This is a genomic window from Psychrobacter faecalis, from assembly GCF_016107575.1.
Lineage (GTDB): Bacteria > Pseudomonadota > Gammaproteobacteria > Pseudomonadales > Moraxellaceae > Psychrobacter > Psychrobacter faecalis.
In genome coordinates this window covers 1-18,603 of record NZ_JABAST010000049.1, presented here as the reverse complement: position 1 = coordinate 18,603, position 18,603 = coordinate 1, and the positions used below count along the sequence as shown (strand labels likewise).

Below are 18,603 nucleotides of genomic sequence, written 5' to 3'. Positions count from 1 at the left end.
AGATTAGTGAGGTGCTCTTCTTTTTTCAATCACTTTCGAAGTTGAGAGTGGGGTAGTTATTTATAAATAGCTAGTATTAATATTAAAAAGACCGCATCTTAGGTTTAAGGTGCGGTTTTTTCTTGCATCAAGTAAGACTGGAATAAAGCTGGTTTGGTTAAATGAATTATCTATAAGCGGTTGGATCTTTTGACTCAGTAGGTGCTTTCGTTTGACTGGCAAAAAAGGTCTGTAAGATATTTTCCTTTGCTTGTTGCCAATAGTCAAACTGCTGGCTCGTTGATTCAAGGTCGCCCTGCCAAACAGGTATTTGCCCACGCATGGCTTTGATACGTTTTTGGTCAGGATAGGGTAGCTCTTGGGCTGCTCTGGCGGCTTCGTGAGCAGCAACGCGATCATTACAGACAAGAGCAATATCGCAGCCTGCTTCAATTGCTGCTTTGACGCGGGCGCTGACATCACCGGCAGCTTGCGCACCAGCCATTGATAAATCATCAGAAAATAAAACCCCATCAAAATTCAGCTGTTTGCGAATGATGTCTTTGAGCCAAATTTTTGAAAATCCAGCGGGTTTTTTATCGACTTGTGAAAAAATCACATGCGCCGGCATTAAGGCATCAAGCCAAGGCAGCGTCTGCGCAAACGGCTGCATGTCGCTATTGATAATCTCATCTAAACTACGTGTATCGATTGCTTCTGCCACATGCGAGTCAGGCGCGACGGCTCCATGACCGGGAAAGTGCTTACCGGTGGTTGCCATACCCGCCGCTTTCATACCGCGCATGAACTGGCTTGCTAAAGCGATAATGGCTTGCGGATTTTGATGAAAACTGCGATCGCCGATCACTTGGCTGATGCCGCCTCTATCGAGCACCGGCGCAAAGCTCAAATCAATGCCGACCGCCAATACTTCTGCTGCCATCAAATAACCACAATCGTAAGCAAGGCTCAAGGCGCGACTAGGGTCTTGGTCAAATAATTCGCCGAGCCTGCCCATCGCCGGTAATGGCGTAAAACCTTGACGTAATCTGGCAACGCGGCCGCCTTCTTGATCGACGCCAATCAATAAATCGGCATTGTGCTGGCGGATATCGTCACACAAGGCTCGCACTTGCGCCGCATCTGCCACATTGCGGGCAAATAATATCACCCCGCCGACTTGTGCTTGTTTGATTAAACTGACATCTTCAGCAGTCAGTGCGGTACTATCGATATCAATCATTAAAACGCCGTACATTGCGTAATCCTTATCAGGCTAGAGGGTGGTTTTCTCATTTGTACTACATTATAAGTCAAATCGAGACAGAGCTTAGAGATGAGACGGTTTTTTCTTATGGATAATCTTTCTGTTGCGGACGGTTTGGCGCTACTCACTTTTACCTTATATTATGCCAGTGATTGCAATATGCGCATAATGGCGGTTTGCTTGGCTTAAATAAATTAGGTTTAAATCATAAGTTTAAACAAGATGATTCACGCTTATAACCAAATGCAACAATGGATGCGCTACAAAATAGCCAGACCGCGTGTAAGATTGTTTATACAGATTGAGACAGTGGTATATTTATAGCTGTGCTAGTATTGATTGATTTTTAACAATGAAAATAAGGACCTATTCTAAGATCATTATCCCATATTTGCCTGCTTTTAATGCTAGCGTAACCTATGGTTTAATGGTAAATATAATAGGGTGAAAAATCGCGACATTTTTTGGCTTATAGTCTAATAACTACCCTCTATTGGTAATAACAACTCAGCATACTTTTAACTTAAAATAATTAGGTATATACGATGAAAAAACAACCAGCACAGTGGTTACTCAGTGCAGCGTCAGTGGGCGTCGCTGGTCTTATCCTCACTCAAAGCTACAGCACCGCAGTGGCTGATAGCAATACAGCAGGCTTTAAAGCCACCCCTGAGCAACAGGTTACCACTCGCCAAGTAGCGGCCTTGCTGGATCGCAGCCATTATCTCAATCAGCCGCTCGATAGCGCCATGGGTAGCGAGATTTTGTCTATGTATATTGACAGTCTCGATCCAAACCATACCTTGTTTTTGCAATCTGATGTCGATGAATTTAAGAAGAAATATGCCGACGAATTTGCCGCGCGCCTAAAACGTGGCGACCTATCGGCTGGAGTGGCGATTTTTGAGCGTTACCGTCAGCGCTCTAATGAATATTTTACTCTATCAAAACAACTGCTGAAAACCAAGATAGATTTAACCAGTGAAGATAGCATCGTCCTTGACCGCGAAAAGCTCAGTCATTTTAAAATCAAAAAAGAACAGCGCGACTATTGGACGCGTCAGCTGAAGTTTCAGTTGATGAGTATTACTTTAGGCCAAGAAGATGAAAAGGCGAAAGAGAAAGTCTTTTTAAGTAATCCTGATATTACGCGCGGCCAAGACTTGCTGCGTAATGATGAGCGCACGCCAAGTGAGATTTTGCTCAACCGCTTATCGCGTCAGCAAGAGCAGCTTGCGCGTCTAAAAGATGATGAAATCATGGAAACCATCTTAAATACGGCGATGCTCACTTATGACCCGCACAGTAATTATTATGCGCCAATTCAGGCCAATGAGCTGCAAATTCAATCGAGTCTGCAATTAGAAGGCATCGGGGTTTCTATCCGTCCTGACCGTAAAAACCCAGATTATACCCGCATTGTCACTTTGGTAGATGGTGGCCCAGCAGCCAAATCTGGGCAGATTAAGCCCAATGATTTGATTATTGGTATTGCCAAAGACGGCGAGAATATGGTTGATGTGGTTGGCTGGTCAACACGTGAAATCGTCGGTCTGATTCGCGGTAAACGCGGCACCTCGGTGACCATTAAGGTGCGTCAACCAAATACGCCCGATACCAGCGCCCGTAATGTAACCGTGGTCCGCGATATTATTCAGCAAGAAGAGTCGGGCGTAAAACAGCGTGTCGTTGAAGTACAGCGTCCCAATATCGATAAAACGCCAAAACGTATCGGTGTGCTTGAGATACCAAGTTTTTATCTCAACTATCGCGCGCGCCGCAATGGTGAAGAGTACCGTAGTGTCAGTGACGATACCGAAAAAGCCCTTAAAGCGCTTAATAAAGAAAATATCGACGGTCTAGTGGTTGATTTACGTAATAACCCAGGCGGCTCGCTCGATGAGGTCGCCAAAATGCTCGGCTTCTTTATTAAAAGCGGCCCATTGGTGCAAATTCGCGACAATCGCGGCAATATTCAAGTCTACCGCGATGACGATGGCGGCGAACAGCTTTATGACGGCAAAGTGGTTGTTTTGACCAATTTAGCCTCTGCCTCTGCCAGTGAAATCTTTGCTGCTGCGATTCAGGATTACGGTCGCGGCCTCGTTGTCGGTAGCACCACGACTGGTAAAGGTTCGGCGCAAATCCAGCTAGACAGCTTGGCTTTGGGTACAGCGACGCTCACGCAGCGTAAGTTCTACCGCGTCACTGGCGGTAGTACGCAAAATAAAGGCGTGGTCCCTGATATTGAATTGGTCAATATCTACGATGATGCGACTTTTGGCGAGCGCGCGCAGAAAAAAGCCTTACCATGGGATACGATTAAAACTGCCCCTTATAAGCCTGAAGGTAAATTCTCTGCCAATACCTTAGCAACGCTAAATCAGCAATCAAAAATCCGTCAGCAGAAAAACCCGCACTTTGTGTATCTATCGACGCTGAATGATATTCGTAATATGGAAGATGAGAAAAAACCGATTCCTCTTGATATCAATAGTCGCCGCGCCAAAATGCAGCTGATAGAAAAACGCTCATTGGAAGCCGAAAATAAACGCCTAATTGCAACGGGCGAGCGTCCTTATGCCAATTGGAATACTTATCAAGCGGCCATGGATGCAAAATTTGAAGAGCGCAGTCAGATGAAAGAAAGCGAGCGTCCTGAGCTACCTGAGGATGAAGCCTTCATTAAGGAAGCGGCTTATATCATGCTTAGCGCTGATCCAAAGGTGCAGGCTAGCCCAGAAGAAAAGCTATAAAGATTGCAACTGTTGAACAGTCATTATCGGCAATAAAAATGCGTGTAAGCATATGCTTACACGCATTGACGTTTAGACCTCTTACTTACCTCATGCCAATCTGCGATTATAACTGTACGGCACGATTGAACGAAAAGGTTCATAGATACTAGGGATTGGTATCGCAAAGGTCGCATCAGGGATAGGTGGTTTGCTGATTAGGGAAGATAAGGCTGGATGCCTGTACGTTATAAGATGCTCCGGGATTAAGTATCTGATAACATTAACATGGATGGTTGGTGATAAAAGCCGCATAATACTTGTTGTTATGCGGCTTTGTTACGTCTGTAATCTCTAAAACTTATCCAAAAAAAGGTCAGTAGATTGCTCTACTGACCTTTATAGCTAGACGACGCTAACATTATCAATAACTATTCATTAATAATTAACTATTCGCCTAAGCATTTTATCGTCTGAAAATTTTACGCCAAACTCAAGAAGATATTAGTGCTCAACGCCACCAGCGCCATGGATATGGCCGTGGTTTAGCTCGTCTTCAGTGGCTGCGCGTACTTCTTGAATTTCTACATCGAACGTCAAACGCTTACCAGCTAACGGATGGTTTGCATCAACCGTCACTTCTTTATCGTTTACGTCAGTCACAGTTACTAGCATCACTTGACCGCCAGCTTCTGACTGAAACTGCATACCAGGCTGGATATCATCAACGCCTTGGAAGTTTTCGCGTGGTACATGTTGTACCGCTTGTTCTTGGTATTCACCGTAACCATCAGCAGGCTCTACAACGGCATTGACTCTTTCGCCAGCAGATTTGCCTTCTAGTTGTTGCTCAAGACCTGGGATGATGTTGCTATGGCCATGCAAATACGCAAGCGGTTGACCTTCTGGAGACTGGTCAAGGATATTGCCTTCGTCGTCTTTTAGCGTGTAGTTAAACTTGACGGCAGTGTCTTTTGCGATAGTAGTCATAAATTATCCTAAATATGTCGTTATTGAAATTTAAATACGGTTGCAATAAACCTAAAAAAGCCAATCAGCCAGCCAAATAGCCACGTCATTAGTCAATTATCATCAGTTTATTAGGGTAACTTTAGCAGTTAGCATCTTTAATTGCGATGCCTGCCAGCGGTTTCAAGGTTAAAATCCGAAAAAATAGCAATTATTGGGCGAATTAATGTAAATAAATATGATTTTTCAGTTTTGGCCGTTGGTAAAGGTAAGAGGCTAAAGTTTGCTAGTTGCGTTTTTGCATGATGGCTTCTACCATAGTCATAAACATAAGGATAATAACGATTATGAATTTATCTTCTCAAATCTCACCGATTAATAATTTAAATCAGCCAACCGCTCATGTCTTTTACCAATTCGACTTTGCGCGGTTTTTGGAGCATTTGGTCGATGTCGCGCTGACTTTCACCGCTAATACCGACGCGCCAAGTTTATGGTTGCCCGCCTGGATACCGGGTAGCTATTTAATGCGTGAATTTGCCCGTAATATAACCGCAGTGCATTATGAAATTTTAGACAGTCAAGTCGTTTCTAACGATAAACAAATCAACACGTATCGCGCGCAAAAAACAGATAAAAATACATGGCAGTTACCAGAGGCGCGGGCAGCACAACGTATACGCCTTCATTATGAAGTATATTGTTATGATTTATCGGTGCGTACGGCGTATGTCGACCAGCAGCGTTTGTATGGCAATTTTACCTCATTGGCCTTAGCGATTGATGGGCAAGAACAACAAGGGGTAGAAGTTGATTTAATCGTGCCAGCTGCATTTTTAGCGGATAAAGACGCTAGTCTTGTGCGCTTGGCGTGTGGACTTGAGGCAGTACAGTCGCAAATTGATAAGCTGCGAATATATACTCTACAAGCAGACAGCTATCATGAGCTGATCGATCATCCGTTTGAGTTTGCCGAACAAGATAACTTTGATTTTATCATTCAAGATAATAGCCATCAGACGCTTAGCCATCATTTTTATCTTTCAGGTAAGCATAGCGCTAACATGGGACGCTTGCAGCAAGATGTTACTCAAATCTGTCAGACTTATTTAGATTGGCTTGGCGATGCGCCCTTTAACAATTATACCTTTATGACCTTTGCCAGTGGGCAGGATTATGGCGGGCTTGAGCATATCAACTCGACCAGTTTGATTACCCCGCGTCGTGATTTGCCTAATGCTGATGAGCCAAAAGTGCCAAGTGCCGATTATCAACGCTTTTTGGGCTTATGCAGTCACGAGTATTTTCATGCGTGGTGGGTCAAAACCGTGCGTCCAGATGTGATGCTAGATGTGGATTTACGCCGCGAAGCCTTTACGCCGCTGCTTTGGGTATTTGAAGGTTTTACCTCTTATATCGATGATTTTATGTTGCAAGCGTCAGGCGTCATTGATAAAGGAAGCTATCTTAGATTGCTTGCCGAACAAATCAATCGCTACTATCAAACCCCAGGACGTGCGCATCAAAGCGTTGCCGAGTCAAGCTTTGACGCTTGGATTAAGCTGTATCGCAATGATGAAAATACCGGCAATGCAGGTATCAGTTATTACAACAAAGGCGCATTGGTGGCGTTATGCTTGGATTTGACCCTGCTTGCAAAAAGCGATGGGCGTTATCATTTATTTGATGTGGTTAAAGAATTTTATAGCCAAGCAAAACAAAATGATAATAAACGCATCGGTATCAGTAGCGCCGATATGGGTGCAGTTATCGGACAATTTATGCCGTTAGCAGATTGGGAAGAGTTTGAGCGCCGTTATGTCAATGACGTAGAGGAGCTGCCACTAGAGGCGTTGCTAGTGGCCAATGGTATTAAGATTCATACCAACACCAAAGAGACGGCAGATAAAAACATACCGTGGGGCATGCGTTGTAGTGAGACACCGCTGGGATTAAAGGTTAATCGTGTCAGCCGTAATAGTGCGGCTGCCAAGGCGGGTATCTCAGCGCATGACATCATTGTCGCTATCGACGGTATCAAAGCAGACACTAAGCAATTAGCAACGTTTAGTGCTGCCACGCGTGCTGTGCAATGTCATTTATTTCGCCGTGATGAGCTAATGGTAGTTGAAGTTTTGCCTAAAGCTGATTTGGTGGATAATAATACGTATGACTATAATGAAAAAGTTTTCCCGCATAGCATCAGCTTACGGTTAGCAAGGGCGAGTACAGATTGTGAAGACGATAGTAACTCTGTAGGGTATGCCAATACTGAAGATACATGGCTAAATGCGCTAGCACGCTATCAAAGTGAATAGATAAATAATAAAGCGTGAAGACATTAAAAACCCTTGTTAAGTACGCAGCTTAGCAAGGGTTTATATTTTGGTGGTGTTCTAAAAAGTATGCTGGCGATAGAAGCCAATAAAAAATCTATGCTAAGTTCTCTGATTCTATAGGGCTTTCAAGGCTTCAAAAACTGTTCAAGTTTTAATCAGCATACTTTTTGACACACCACCTATATTTTTAATATTCGGAGTGCTATAAGCAATAGTTAAGAGTTTATAGCTGTTTAACTTGTCGCTTTAGTGGTTTCTTTGATCGCTTCTTTATTATTTGCTTCATCATTGATAACAGCTTTATCGGAGTCTGTAATCGCTGTGTCAGGCGCTTTATTTGCCGCAATCCAGCTTTGCATCAGCTCAATCTCAGGCTGCTGAGCATCGATAATGTCTTGTGCCAATTTGCGCATTTCTTCATCGGTACCGTATTGGAGCTGTACCTTTGCCATGTCCACCGCGCCGCGATGATGTGGCAACATACCGCGCGCAAATGCCATATCAGCGACAGGCTCAGCAATACCGAGCATCATATCGCTATGCATGGTATTCATTCCCTTTGCATACGCTTCTTGTATGGCTTCGGTATTGGGTTTTAGCTTGGGCGCATCAGGATGGCTTGCGAGCCATTTATTAAGAATATCAATCTCAAGCTGCTGTGAGTCGATGATGTCTTGGGCAAGTTTACGCATGGTTTCATCAGTGCCGTACTTTAGCTCGATTTTTGCCATATCTACCGCACCGCGATGATGGCCGAGCATGCCTTTGGCGAAGGCGGTATCAGGATCGTTATAACCCATGCCAACCATCATTTCATTATGCATACTGGTCATAGCTTTAGTGTAGTCTTTCAGCGTATCTGACATTTTTTCAGCGTTTACCGCCTCATCATTGGCAGCCATGTCGTGCTCAGCATGGGCAACCTCGGGAGCTGTTTCAGATGGTTCATTAGTGGCTTGAGTGACCTTTTCTATTGGCATTACCTCATTATCCTCAGTTGCTGGCTGGCAAGCGCTTAGCAGCAGGGTAGTAGCCACACTGGTAGCAAACAAAGCAAAATGACGAGAGGCAATCATGATATATCCTTACTATCAAAAAAACAGGAAACAGGCTCAACGAAAAATAAGACAGAAAACAAGATAAATAATGGCCAAATTTAAACCGATATAAAACGCGAAAATACGGCGATATAAAACGCGAAAATACGGCAAGGTTGGCAAGTCAGCGCAGTTTTGCATCTTAACAGATAAACCTTACGCGTTCGAGACGCGCCGTTTAATAAGTCGTAATATTTAAATCAGAGCAAAATTGGCTCATATAAGCGGATAAGGTTTAATTTGCCACGCTAATCTAATCGACAATCCCTAACTGCCGACAGCGCTCACTATTTAGGTGAATACGCACAAACTCACCAACGCCAAGCGAACCAAGCTCAAATCCTGCCACCGACCAACGAATCAGACGCAAGCAAGGCAGTCCCACATGAGCGGTCATGCGTCTTACTTGGCGATTTTTGCCCTCATAAATGGTTAGCATAAGCCATGAGGTCGGCACGTTTTTACGCTCGCGAATGGGCGGATTACGTTGCCATAAGTCAATCGGCAAATCACCTTCCTCAACCAGTCGTGCAACTGCTGGTAAGGTTTTGCCATCTTTTAAATGTACTCCCGCCGTCAATTGCTCTAGTTGAGCCGCGCTTACCAAACCTTCGACTTGTACCAAATAAGTCTTCCCTTGTTTTTGCTTGTTTTGGGCGAAGTTCTTGGCTGACGGAGGCTGAGTAATGGCTTTATTTACCCGTCCGTCACTGGTCAAAATCAGCAAGCCTTCTGAGGTGGCATCAAGTCGGCCGGCAACGCGCAGCGATTTGTCAGTAAAATACTGCGAAAGGGTGGTGTGGTCATTATTGCTGTCATCACGAAATTGACTTTGGACGCCGTAAGGTTTGTTGAATAAAACTAGGCTAGAGGTCGACATAAAATGGCATTTCCTAAAAATAAATTGATAGCTACAACATGGTTAACAAATGGCGTGCACGGCAGTCTAAAATGTTTTTACGCAAAAGTAAAAAACGGATTGTGGTTAAAAGATAACCTTGTTAGCATTGTGGTATTTATAATATTGATTGGTAAAACTGTCGTATGCAAAAGAAAAATTATCAGTCATGCTTTTATGTTAGTACACTATTTAAGGTAAATGGTGATATTTTTATGTCATTAATCTGATAGAGATTATAACAATCAACATTTTTGCTTTACGCAACTTTGGTGCTTTAGTCATAGAAATAATGGCAAAAAATAGGATTTTTAAAATAACTCTCTAACATATTTTTAAACCTATTGGCTTAGGGGGATTTTACGTAAATGGTTGGTATTTAACTCGCTAGCATACTGCCATTTTAAAGCCAAAATGTTTTAGCTAGCATAACAGAACGCCAAGGAAACTGGCGCAACCAATATATAAGTATAAAAGGAGTTTGATCCCATGCCCTATGATAAAGTTATCGTCCCAAGAGACGGCGCAAAAATAACCGTCAACGCTGATCTGTCCCTAAATGTCCCTAATCATCCGATTATTCCCTTTATCGAAGGCGATGGCATTGGCGTCGATATCACGCCGGTGATGATTAAAGTCGTCGATGCCGCCGTAGCAAAAGCCTATCAAGGCAAAAAATCGATCGTTTGGATGGAAGTTTATTGCGGCGAAAAAGCTTCTAAGATTTACGACGGCGAATACATGCCGACCGAGACGCTAGAGATTTTGCGCGAGTATGTCATAAGCATTAAAGGGCCTCTGACCACGCCAGTTGGCGGCGGTATGCGCTCATTAAACGTCGCGCTACGGCAAGAGCTTGACCTGTACGTCTGTCAGCGTCCCGTGCGCTGGTTTGAAGGTGTACCAAGCCCTGTGCATAGCCCAGAGCTGACCGATATGGTGATTTTCCGCGAAAACTCAGAAGATATTTATGCCGGTATCGAGTGGAAAGCGGGCAGTGATGACGCCAAAAAAGTTATTAAATTCCTAAAGGAAGAGATGGGCGTAACCAAAATACGTTTCTCAGATGATTGCGGTATCGGCATCAAGCCTGTATCAAAAGAAGGCTCGCAGCGTTTGGTACGTAAAGCCATTCAACATGCCATCGATAATGACTTACCGAGCGTCACCCTCGTGCATAAAGGTAATATCATGAAGTTTACCGAAGGCGCGTTTAAAGAATGGGGCTATGAGCTTGCCGCTGAACGTTTTGGTGCTGAATTACTCGATGGCGGGCCTTGGATGACGATGAAAAACCCAAAAACCGGTAATGATATTATCATTAAAGACGTCATCGCTGATGCTTTTTTGCAGCAAATCCTGATGCGCCCTGCCGAATATTCAGTCGTTGCAACCTTGAACTTAAACGGTGATTATATCTCTGATGCGCTCGCTGCTGAAGTTGGCGGTATCGGTATCGCGCCGGGTGCCAATAAGGGCGGCTCAATCGCTGTTTATGAAGCCACTCATGGCACAGCGCCTAAATATGCCGGTCAAGATAAGGTCAATCCAGGTTCGTTAATTTTATCGGCGGAGATGATGCTGCGTGATATGGGCTGGATAGAAGCGGCTGATCTTGTTATCGCAGGTATCAAAGGCGCGATTAAAAACAAAACCGTGACTTATGACTTTGAGCGTTTGATGCCAGATGCTATTTTGCTTAGTAGCTCCGAGTTTGGCAAAGCCATTATTAAGCATATGGATGCGTAAGGGCTTTATACCATGTGATTTTATAATTTATAGCGCAAACAAAAAATCATCTATATTTTTATAGATGGTTTTTTGTGCTTATGTTTTTTATACTTATAATTGAATTTCAATTTAACTGTCATTTTTACCACGACTTTTACCGCTACCATTCGCTGTCCATTTAACCACCGATAAGCTGGTTGAAGCCATTAAACCGAGCACCAAGTAGCCAATCAACGCCTGTAAACTTGCAAAAACCCGAGTGATGCCTTGCGGCCGAAAATCACCATAGCCTGTTGAAGTAAAAGTGACGACAGCATAATAGCAACACGCCCAAAAATCTTGCGAAATAGGATTACCGTCGCGTGTGGTGTCGACGATGCCCACTTCGTAATAAAGGGCGGAGAAGGTTAGCAAAAATAAAAAGACATTGAGCGTTGTCATCGCAAGCTCTTTCCATAAATTGCCATCATCGCCATAGATACGCTGCAAGGTGCTAAATAGCGACCACATAAAAATACCGCAAAATAAAAAGGCAAGGCCGATAGTAAATATATCGCGCCACCTATTGTCTGGTAAAAAATGCGTCAGTAAATACCATAAACTGCCAGTGAGGATATAAATAAAAAGAGTTCCTCTGGCGGTTGTTATTTTTTCTAGTATCATAAGATGTCATCCATACGCTCAGTATTATGCTTAGTCTCAGGCCCAGTAAATGCTCAAAAATAATTTTAACATTAGCGTCATCTAACCATAGCAGTAGAGCGCTTTATGTAAGACATTGGTGTAGGTGTTTGCTTTGAACGTTTTAAGCAGCACAGAACCCATAAAAACGCCCCAATAGCCTAGGACTATTGGGGCGTTTGTTTTAAACTGACTTTAATAAGATTTGTTCAGCCAGCTTGGTTCTATTTACAACCAAGTATTTATGACAATGAAGCAATAGCTTCGTTGAATAACGGACTTGGGCGCATGGCTTTTTCAGCCAATGCTTCATCAGCTAAGTAGTAGCCTTTTAGATCCATCGATTTGCCTTGAACTTCATTCAGCTGCTCAACGATAGCGGCTTCATTGTCTTCAAGTTTTTGTGCCAGCGGCGCAAACTGTGCTTTTAGCTCGCTATTTTCATCTTGTGCAGCCAGCTCTTCTGCCCAGTATTTTGCCAGATAGAAATGACTACCACGGTTATCAAGCTCGCCAGTTTTACGTGATGGCGATTTGTCATTTAACAGTAGCGTTTCAGTCGCTCTATCAAGGGCGTCTGCCAATACTTTCGCTTTGGCATTGTCATCATTTTTCGCCAAATGCTCTAAAGATTCGGTCAAGGCTAGGAACTCACCTAGAGAATCCCAACGTAGATGGTTCTCTTCGATCAGCTGCTGTACGTGCTTCGGTGCTGAACCGCCTGCGCCAGTCTCGAACAAACCACCGCCTTTCATTAGTGGTACAACTGACAGCATTTTCGCACTGGTGCCCAACTCTAAGATTGGGAACAAATCAGTCAGATAATCACGCAAAATATTACCAGTAGCAGAAATCGTATCTAAACCACGAGCAACACGCTCTAAGGTATAACGCATGGCGCGAACTTGTGACATAATTTCGATGTGCAGACCGTTGGTGTCATGATCTTTTAAGTAGGTTTTAACCTTTTTAATCAGCTCGTTTTCGTGCGGACGGTATGGGTCGAGCCAGAAAATAACCGGCGTATCTGATTCGCGCGCACGGCGAACAGCAAGCTTCACCCAATCTTGGATAGGGTCATCTTTGGTCTGACACATGCGCCAGATATCACCTTTTTCAACACGCTGCTCAAGTAAAACTTCGCCTGAGTCGATGTCGACGATACGTGCGATACCATTGTCGCTAGATTCAAAGGTTTTGTCGTGCGAGCCGTATTCTTCCGCTTTTTGCGCCATCAAACCTACGTTTGGCACCGTACCCATGGTGGTTGGGTCAAAGTTACCATGCCACTTACAGAAATTAATCATTTCTTGGTAAATACGCGCAAAGGTCGATTCAGGCATGACCGCTTTACAGTCATATAATTTACCATCAGCGCCCCACATTTTACCGCCATTACGAATCATTGCGGGCATTGAAGCATCGACAATCACGTCACTTGGAGAATGGAAGTTGGTGATACCTTTTGAAGAGTCAACCATCGCTAGACGCGGACGGTGTACTTGGCAGGCATGGAGGTCGCGCTCAATCTCTTCACGTAAGCTGGCTGGCAATTCGGTGATTTTTTCGTACAAGCTTGCCATACCGTTATTGACGTTAATACCTAGCTCATCAAATAACGCGCCATGTTTTTGGAAGGCGTCTTTATAATAAATGCGCACCGCGTGACCGAAGACGATAGGGTGTGATACCTTCATCATCGTGGCTTTTACGTGTAATGAGAATAAAATACCGGCTTCGCGGCAATCTTCCATTTCACGCTCATAGAAATCAAGCAGCGCTTTTTTGCTCATAAACATCAAGTCGATGACTTCTTTATCAAGCAAGGCAATCTTTGGTTTTAATACCTTGGTCGTACCGTCTTCGAGCAACAGCTCCATACGCACGGTACGCGCTTTATCCAAGGTCATCGATTGCTCGCCGTCATAAAAGTCGCCGCTATGCATGTGCGAAACGTGAGTCTGTGACCACTGCTTCCATTCGCCCATCGAGTGCGGATGTTTACGCGCGTAGTTTTTGACTGCTTTTGGCGCGCGGCGGTCTGAGTTACCTTCACGTAATACAGGGTTGACCGAGCTGCCTAAGCTTTTGCCATAACGGCGACGGATTTCTTCTTCTTCTGCGTTTTTTGGCTCGTCTGGAAAGTCAGGAATCGCGTAGCCTTTACCTTGTAGCTCTTTGATAGCCGCTTTTAGCTGCTGTACAGAAGCACTGATATTTGGTAGTTTGATGATATTGGCGTTTGGATCTTGAGTCAATTTGCCAAGCGCTTCTAAGTTATTTGGAACGCGCTGCTCTTCGGTTAAGTATTCTGGAAATTCAGCCAACACACGCGCCGCGACCGAGATATCACTGGTTTCAACGTCGACGCCTGCTGTCTGGGCAAATGCTTTTACAATCGGCAAAAATGATAAGGTGGCAAGCGCTGGGGCTTCGTCAGTTTTTGTATAAATAATTTTTGACATGTTAGTAGATTATTCCTTGTTGTCATTAATGAGGTTAATAAGGCTGCGGTATCATTTAATAGCTTTATACAGCCCTTATACCATAATGGTCTACGGGGTTGGTTCGAGGTTCAATCGAGGTCCAAATACATCAGTCGTCTTTTAGTGCCATTCTTGAGCGAGTATGACGGCGAGAAAGTTTCGTCGCCAGCCATTTGCGTTTATTCGTCTTTATAAAGCAGGCGCTCGATCAAGTACCAGCTTTATTAAAGAGTGATTATAAAACATTATAAAAGGTCACACTCAAAAGACCGTTGCTAAAAATTTATGCAAACCAGCGACTCAATACTCATGATTTACAATGATCTGAGCGCGAATGGCTGACGCTATATTATAGTTGATCCACTATAAATCTGATATGATGTCAATGTTGTATATTGAACTAAGTATACTATTTTCGCTCATACCCTATGTATCTGAATTATATTAAGCTAATAATAGCCTTATTCTACCAGTCCTCGCCCTTAATATCATCTTTTGCGTGTAATTAGCACGCTTTTAGTGCTATTTTTACTTTTGTAAGCTTGTTTGTTAAATGGTCAGATTATCTATTTTTAAATTAGCTTTTTTAGAGTATCTGTTTTTAACATACCAACGCTAGCAAAACACAATCCTGCACCCCATCAATAAAAGACTTAGTAATCTGTTCGTATGGCATTTTTATGCGCCTTTGTTTATAACCCTTCTTCATAAAAGTATTTTAGCGCCAGATAATTTTTACTTTTTTGCAAATTGTGACAGCAAACGCGCTGATATTTGCTAGGCTAAACGATAAAACCAATGAGCTTAAGAAAAAATTCTAAAAATAGTGTGGTGATGATGAATTTACAATATGCGTTACTCAGTGATAATAGCTGGCAGGATATGGCGCGTTGGCAAACGCCAGATACGCCTTTTATGACATTTGAGTTTTGGCAAGCACTGAGCGAGACGGGCGCAATTGGTGAGCAAGCAGGTTGGTTGCCGATTTATATCTTAATCTATCGGCCAAATGAGACAGATAACGTTATTGATAATAATGCGAATGATGATAAAAGTAATGCCGCGCAGCCAGCGCTTTCTTCAGAACCAATAGGACAGCCTATTGCCGTTATGCCTGTTTTTATTAAAGGGCATCATCAAGGCGAGTTTGTCTTTGACCATGCGTGGGCACAAGCTTATGCGCAGTATGGTCTTGATTATTATCCGCGTTTGGTGACTAGCGCGCCTTATACACCAGTAACGGGACAGCGTCTTTGGTTGGCAGCAGGTGAGACGCTAAATACGGATATTTTAAAGACAGCTATCGCAGGCGTTGATGATATCGCCCAGCAAGTAGAGGCCTCTAGCTGGCATGGTTTGTTTGCGACGTCTGAGATGGCGTCTATTGCTAACGCGTCAATGCCGACTGATACCGATATAGAAATGGCGCTTAATAATCAAAAAAATAGCGGTACAGTAGAACCGATTGAGCTACCGATACTTGAGCGGCAGGGCTGCCAGTTTTTATGGCAAAATAAAAATGTCAGTCAAAACAATAAACAATTTGCCGACTTTGAGGCATTTTTGGGAACCTTTAGAGCCAAAAAACGCAAAACCGTGCGTGCTGAGCGGCGTAAAGTTGCCGAGCAAGGCATCTCTTGCCAGCGTAAATGCGGGGTTGCTATCACTGCAGAGGATTGGCAGACGTTTTATCATTGTTATGTGATGACCTACGCGGTACGTGGGCAGCAGCCTTATTTAACGCTAGATTTTTTTAAAAGAGTGGCTGCTAGCATGCCTGAGCATTTGATGTTAGCGCAAGCGCTTGATGCCAATGGTGAAATTATCGCTAGCAGTTTGTTTTTTTATGATAACCCCAATAGCCAAAACGCCACGCTTTATGGTCGTTATTGGGGCGCGCTTGCTGAGTATGATAGCCTGCACTTTGAGCTGTGTTATTATCAAGGTATCGAGTTTGCGATTGAGCAAGGTTTGACGTATTTTGACCCCGGCACCCAAGGTGAGCACAAATTAGTCCGAGGTTTTGTTCCGACCAAAACTCACTCGTTGCACCGTATTTACGACGGGCGTTTTGTCCCGGCGATTAGTAATTTCTGTGTAAAAGACCGCATGCATATGGCGCAATATCGCAAGCAAGCCTTTGCAGCATTGCCCTTTAATATTGATAATATGCCGACGTTTGATAGTACTGATTAATCCTCGATCATTTTTTTGCTAATCTTTGCCCAATGACTTCCTACCTAATACTTTTCTATCAGCTGTAAACTATGACTCCTCATTTTTCTTGTTCTGCTCCATCATCCGCTCCCACTGAGCTAGTAGATTTTCTTAATACCGAAGGGTCGCTGACGGCCATGCTCGAAGTAAAAGCAGGGCAGCCGTTACGCGTCGAGCGCAGCTTTGAAGGCTATCGGTTATTATCCTTGGCGCAAAAAAAGCAATTGGGTTTGCAAGGCGCGGCGTTAAACCGTCCGTTATTGGCGTGGGTACGCGAGTCGCAGTTATATGGCGATAATGAGCAGCCATGGGTACAAGCCCAAAGCGTTTTCCCGCTAGCAAGTTTGAAGGGGCGTGCCCGCCGTTTACAGCAGCTAAAAGGTACGCCGATTGGCTATGTGTTGTTTAAGCGCAGTCGTACTTTGCCCAATCGACGTTCTATCGAAAGGACGGCAAATGGTTGGCAACGGCAAACGCTATATGACTGGTATGGGCGTAAAATACTGATTAGTGAAACTTTTTTAGCAGCGTTTTTGTCCAAGAGTGATTAAATAATTACAATAAAGACTGATATACAAAATCAGTAAGTCATTTATTTTATTGCGCATTTATTTCTCTAATAACGCCATTTAAATCTCTCAGCTTTCCGTGAGGTTTTTTTGCGCTCATCGCACAAAGTTTCATGCTACACTTAAGCTATAGCGATGATGTCGATGCCCTTCTGCGCACCGATTTTATTGCCAATTTAGGCAGGTTTTTAACCAGGCTAATTGTCTGCGTTTGCCAATTTTACCTTCTTTTATTACTCGCCTCTTTTCAATGAGCACCACCATTAACGATAGCCACTACCTAGGACATCACTATGTTTAAAGATATTTCTATCAAAGAGTTTGATCCAGTACTTGCTGAAGCCATGGCCGCTGAAAGCGTGCGTCAAGAAAACCACATCGAGCTTATCGCTTCAGAAAACTACTGCTCACAAGCAGTGATGGAAGCCCAAGGCACTGACCTGACCAATAAATACGCTGAAGGCTATCCTGGTAAGCGTTATTATGGTGGCTGTGAGCACGTCGATGTGGTTGAGCAATTGGCCATCGACCGTGCAAAAGAGTTGTTTGGTGCAGAATACGTCAACGTCCAGCCACACTCTGGTAGCCAAGCAAACTCGGCTGTTTTCTTAGCATTGTTAGACGCTAATGACACCGTGCTTGGCATGAGCCTAGACGCTGGTGGTCACTTGACACATGGCGCGCATATCAACTTCTCAGGTCTAAACTACAACGCCGTACAGTATGGCTTGGTTGAAGAAACTGGTCTGATCGATTATGACGAAGTTGAGCGTTTGGCAAAAGAGCACAAGCCTAAGATGATTATTGCTGGCTTCTCAGCCTATTCGCAAGTGGTCGATTGGCAGCGTTTCCGTGATATCGCTGATGAAGTTGACGCGTACTTGCTGGTTGATATGGCACACGTAGCCGGTTTGGTCGCGGGCGGTGTTTATCCAAACCCAGTACCATTTGCCGATGTGGTCACGACTACCACGCATAAAACCCTACGTGGTCCGCGCTCAGGTATGATTTTAGCACGTGATGAGAAGCTTGCAAAAAAGCTAAATTCTGCTGTCTTCCCAGGAAATCAAGGCGGCCCGCTCATGCACGTTATCGCGGCAAAAGCGGTTTGCTTTAAAGAAGCCTTAGAAGATAACTTCAAAACTTATCAGCAGCAAGTGGTCAAAAACGCCAAAGCAATGGCAAAAGTTATCCAAGACCGCGGCTATGAAATCATCTCTGGCGGTACTGAAAATCACTTGATGCTTATCAGCCTAGTCAAGCAAGAAATGACTGGTAAAGAAGCCGATAAATGGCTTGGTGATGCGCACATTACCGTGAATAAAAACGCCGTACCAAACGATCCAAAATCGCCATTTGTGACCTCAGGTATCCGTATCGGTACGCCAGCGATTACCACGCGCGGCTTTAATGAAGCACAAGCGGGCGACTTGGCTGGTTGGATTTGTGACGTGCTAGACAGCCGCGGTGATGAAAAGGTTGCTGCTGAAGTACGCGGCAAAGTAGAAGCCATCTGTAAAGAGCTTCCTGTTTATGAAAAGAACCAGTAGTTTTTAAATGCTTAGTTTTAACAGTTAGATATAAAAAACCGCTCTTAATATTGAACTGACCCCCATAAGTTGGACACAACTTTTG

Annotated in this window: 12 protein-coding genes; 6 read left to right on the top strand and 6 right to left on the bottom strand. The window is 43.9% G+C overall.

Features of this window, described 5'->3' with window-relative positions:
- Positions 1 to 166: 166 nt before the first annotated feature.
- On the bottom strand, positions 167 to 1,237 hold the full coding sequence (gene nagZ, locus JFC07_RS11920) for a beta-N-acetylhexosaminidase (RefSeq protein WP_102076486.1): 1,071 nt from the start codon (positions 1,235 to 1,237) through the stop codon (positions 167 to 169).
- 554 nt (positions 1,238 to 1,791) lie between these two features.
- Between nagZ and JFC07_RS11915 the strand changes: the two genes are divergently transcribed.
- Positions 1,792 to 4,002: a carboxy terminal-processing peptidase gene (locus JFC07_RS11915; protein ID WP_198329109.1), complete on the top strand. Its 2,211-nt coding sequence runs from the start codon at positions 1,792 to 1,794 to the stop codon at positions 4,000 to 4,002.
- Positions 4,003 to 4,485: 483 nt separating this feature from the next.
- Here the strand turns inward: JFC07_RS11915 and JFC07_RS11910 are convergent, their stop codons facing one another.
- Positions 4,486 to 4,971: an FKBP-type peptidyl-prolyl cis-trans isomerase gene (locus JFC07_RS11910; protein WP_068407618.1), complete on the bottom strand. Its 486-nt coding sequence runs from the start codon at positions 4,969 to 4,971 to the stop codon at positions 4,486 to 4,488.
- A gap of 326 nt (positions 4,972 to 5,297) precedes the next feature.
- Here JFC07_RS11910 and JFC07_RS11905 point away from each other — a divergent pair, with 326 nt between their 5' ends.
- Positions 5,298 to 7,268, top strand: coding sequence for a M61 family metallopeptidase (locus JFC07_RS11905; protein ID WP_227514988.1), 1,971 nt, complete (start codon positions 5,298 to 5,300; stop codon positions 7,266 to 7,268).
- 254 nt (positions 7,269 to 7,522) lie between these two features.
- On the opposite strand, the gene copM is transcribed toward JFC07_RS11905, so the two are convergent.
- A complete protein-coding gene (gene copM / locus JFC07_RS11900; protein ID WP_198329108.1) occupies positions 7,523 to 8,365 on the bottom strand; it encodes a CopM family metallochaperone in 843 nt (280 codons plus the stop codon).
- A 274-nt stretch (positions 8,366 to 8,639) separates the two neighbouring features.
- A complete protein-coding gene (locus JFC07_RS11895) occupies positions 8,640 to 9,266 on the bottom strand; it encodes a pseudouridine synthase (protein ID WP_068407614.1) in 627 nt (208 codons plus the stop codon).
- A gap of 507 nt (positions 9,267 to 9,773) precedes the next feature.
- Here JFC07_RS11895 and icd point away from each other — a divergent pair.
- Positions 9,774 to 11,033 carry an NADP-dependent isocitrate dehydrogenase gene (icd, locus tag JFC07_RS11890; RefSeq protein ID WP_068407608.1) on the top strand — a complete coding sequence of 420 codons (1,260 nt, stop codon included), beginning with the start codon at positions 9,774 to 9,776 and terminating at the stop codon, positions 11,031 to 11,033.
- A gap of 111 nt (positions 11,034 to 11,144) precedes the next feature.
- Here the strand turns inward: icd and JFC07_RS11885 are convergent, their stop codons facing one another.
- Together JFC07_RS11885 and JFC07_RS11880 are read right to left on the bottom strand one after the other, a co-directional pair.
- The gene (locus JFC07_RS11885) at positions 11,145 to 11,678 is read right to left on the bottom strand and encodes a potassium channel family protein (protein WP_068407605.1); all 534 of its coding nucleotides are present in this window, start codon (positions 11,676 to 11,678) and stop codon (positions 11,145 to 11,147) included.
- Between the two features lie 260 nt (positions 11,679 to 11,938).
- Positions 11,939 to 14,161 (bottom strand): NADP-dependent isocitrate dehydrogenase, encoded by a 2,223-nt coding sequence (locus tag JFC07_RS11880; RefSeq protein WP_068407602.1) that lies wholly within the window; start codon positions 14,159 to 14,161, stop codon positions 11,939 to 11,941.
- An 858-nt stretch (positions 14,162 to 15,019) separates the two neighbouring features.
- Between JFC07_RS11880 and JFC07_RS11875 the strand changes: the two genes are divergently transcribed.
- From JFC07_RS11875 to glyA, 3 genes are all read left to right on the top strand, one after another.
- Positions 15,020 to 16,378, top strand: coding sequence for a GNAT family N-acetyltransferase (locus JFC07_RS11875; RefSeq protein WP_198329110.1), 1,359 nt, complete (start codon positions 15,020 to 15,022; stop codon positions 16,376 to 16,378).
- A gap of 71 nt (positions 16,379 to 16,449) precedes the next feature.
- The gene (locus JFC07_RS11870; protein ID WP_068407599.1) at positions 16,450 to 16,950 is read left to right on the top strand and encodes a chorismate--pyruvate lyase family protein; all 501 of its coding nucleotides are present in this window, start codon (positions 16,450 to 16,452) and stop codon (positions 16,948 to 16,950) included.
- A 311-nt stretch (positions 16,951 to 17,261) separates the two neighbouring features.
- Positions 17,262 to 18,518 carry a serine hydroxymethyltransferase gene (glyA, locus tag JFC07_RS11865; protein ID WP_068407595.1) on the top strand — a complete coding sequence of 419 codons (1,257 nt, stop codon included), beginning with the start codon at positions 17,262 to 17,264 and terminating at the stop codon, positions 18,516 to 18,518.
- Positions 18,519 to 18,603: the final 85 nt, after the last annotated feature.

Coding starts and splice junctions, on each gene's coding strand:
- nagZ (WP_102076486.1), bottom strand. CDS start 1,237: ATGTACGGCGTTTTAATGATTGATATCGATAGTACCGCACTGACTGCT.
- JFC07_RS11915 (WP_198329109.1), top strand. CDS start 1,792: ATGAAAAAACAACCAGCACAGTGGTTACTCAGTGCAGCGTCAGTGGGC.
- JFC07_RS11910 (WP_068407618.1), bottom strand. CDS start 4,971: ATGACTACTATCGCAAAAGACACTGCCGTCAAGTTTAACTACACGCTA.
- JFC07_RS11905 (WP_227514988.1), top strand. CDS start 5,298: ATGAATTTATCTTCTCAAATCTCACCGATTAATAATTTAAATCAGCCA.
- copM (WP_198329108.1), bottom strand. CDS start 8,365: ATGATTGCCTCTCGTCATTTTGCTTTGTTTGCTACCAGTGTGGCTACT.
- JFC07_RS11895 (WP_068407614.1), bottom strand. CDS start 9,266: ATGTCGACCTCTAGCCTAGTTTTATTCAACAAACCTTACGGCGTCCAA.
- icd (WP_068407608.1), top strand. CDS start 9,774: ATGCCCTATGATAAAGTTATCGTCCCAAGAGACGGCGCAAAAATAACC.
- JFC07_RS11885 (WP_068407605.1), bottom strand. CDS start 11,678: ATGATACTAGAAAAAATAACAACCGCCAGAGGAACTCTTTTTATTTAT.
- JFC07_RS11880 (WP_068407602.1), bottom strand. CDS start 14,161: ATGTCAAAAATTATTTATACAAAAACTGACGAAGCCCCAGCGCTTGCC.
- JFC07_RS11875 (WP_198329110.1), top strand. CDS start 15,020: ATGAATTTACAATATGCGTTACTCAGTGATAATAGCTGGCAGGATATG.
- JFC07_RS11870 (WP_068407599.1), top strand. CDS start 16,450: ATGACTCCTCATTTTTCTTGTTCTGCTCCATCATCCGCTCCCACTGAG.
- glyA (WP_068407595.1), top strand. CDS start 17,262: ATGTTTAAAGATATTTCTATCAAAGAGTTTGATCCAGTACTTGCTGAA.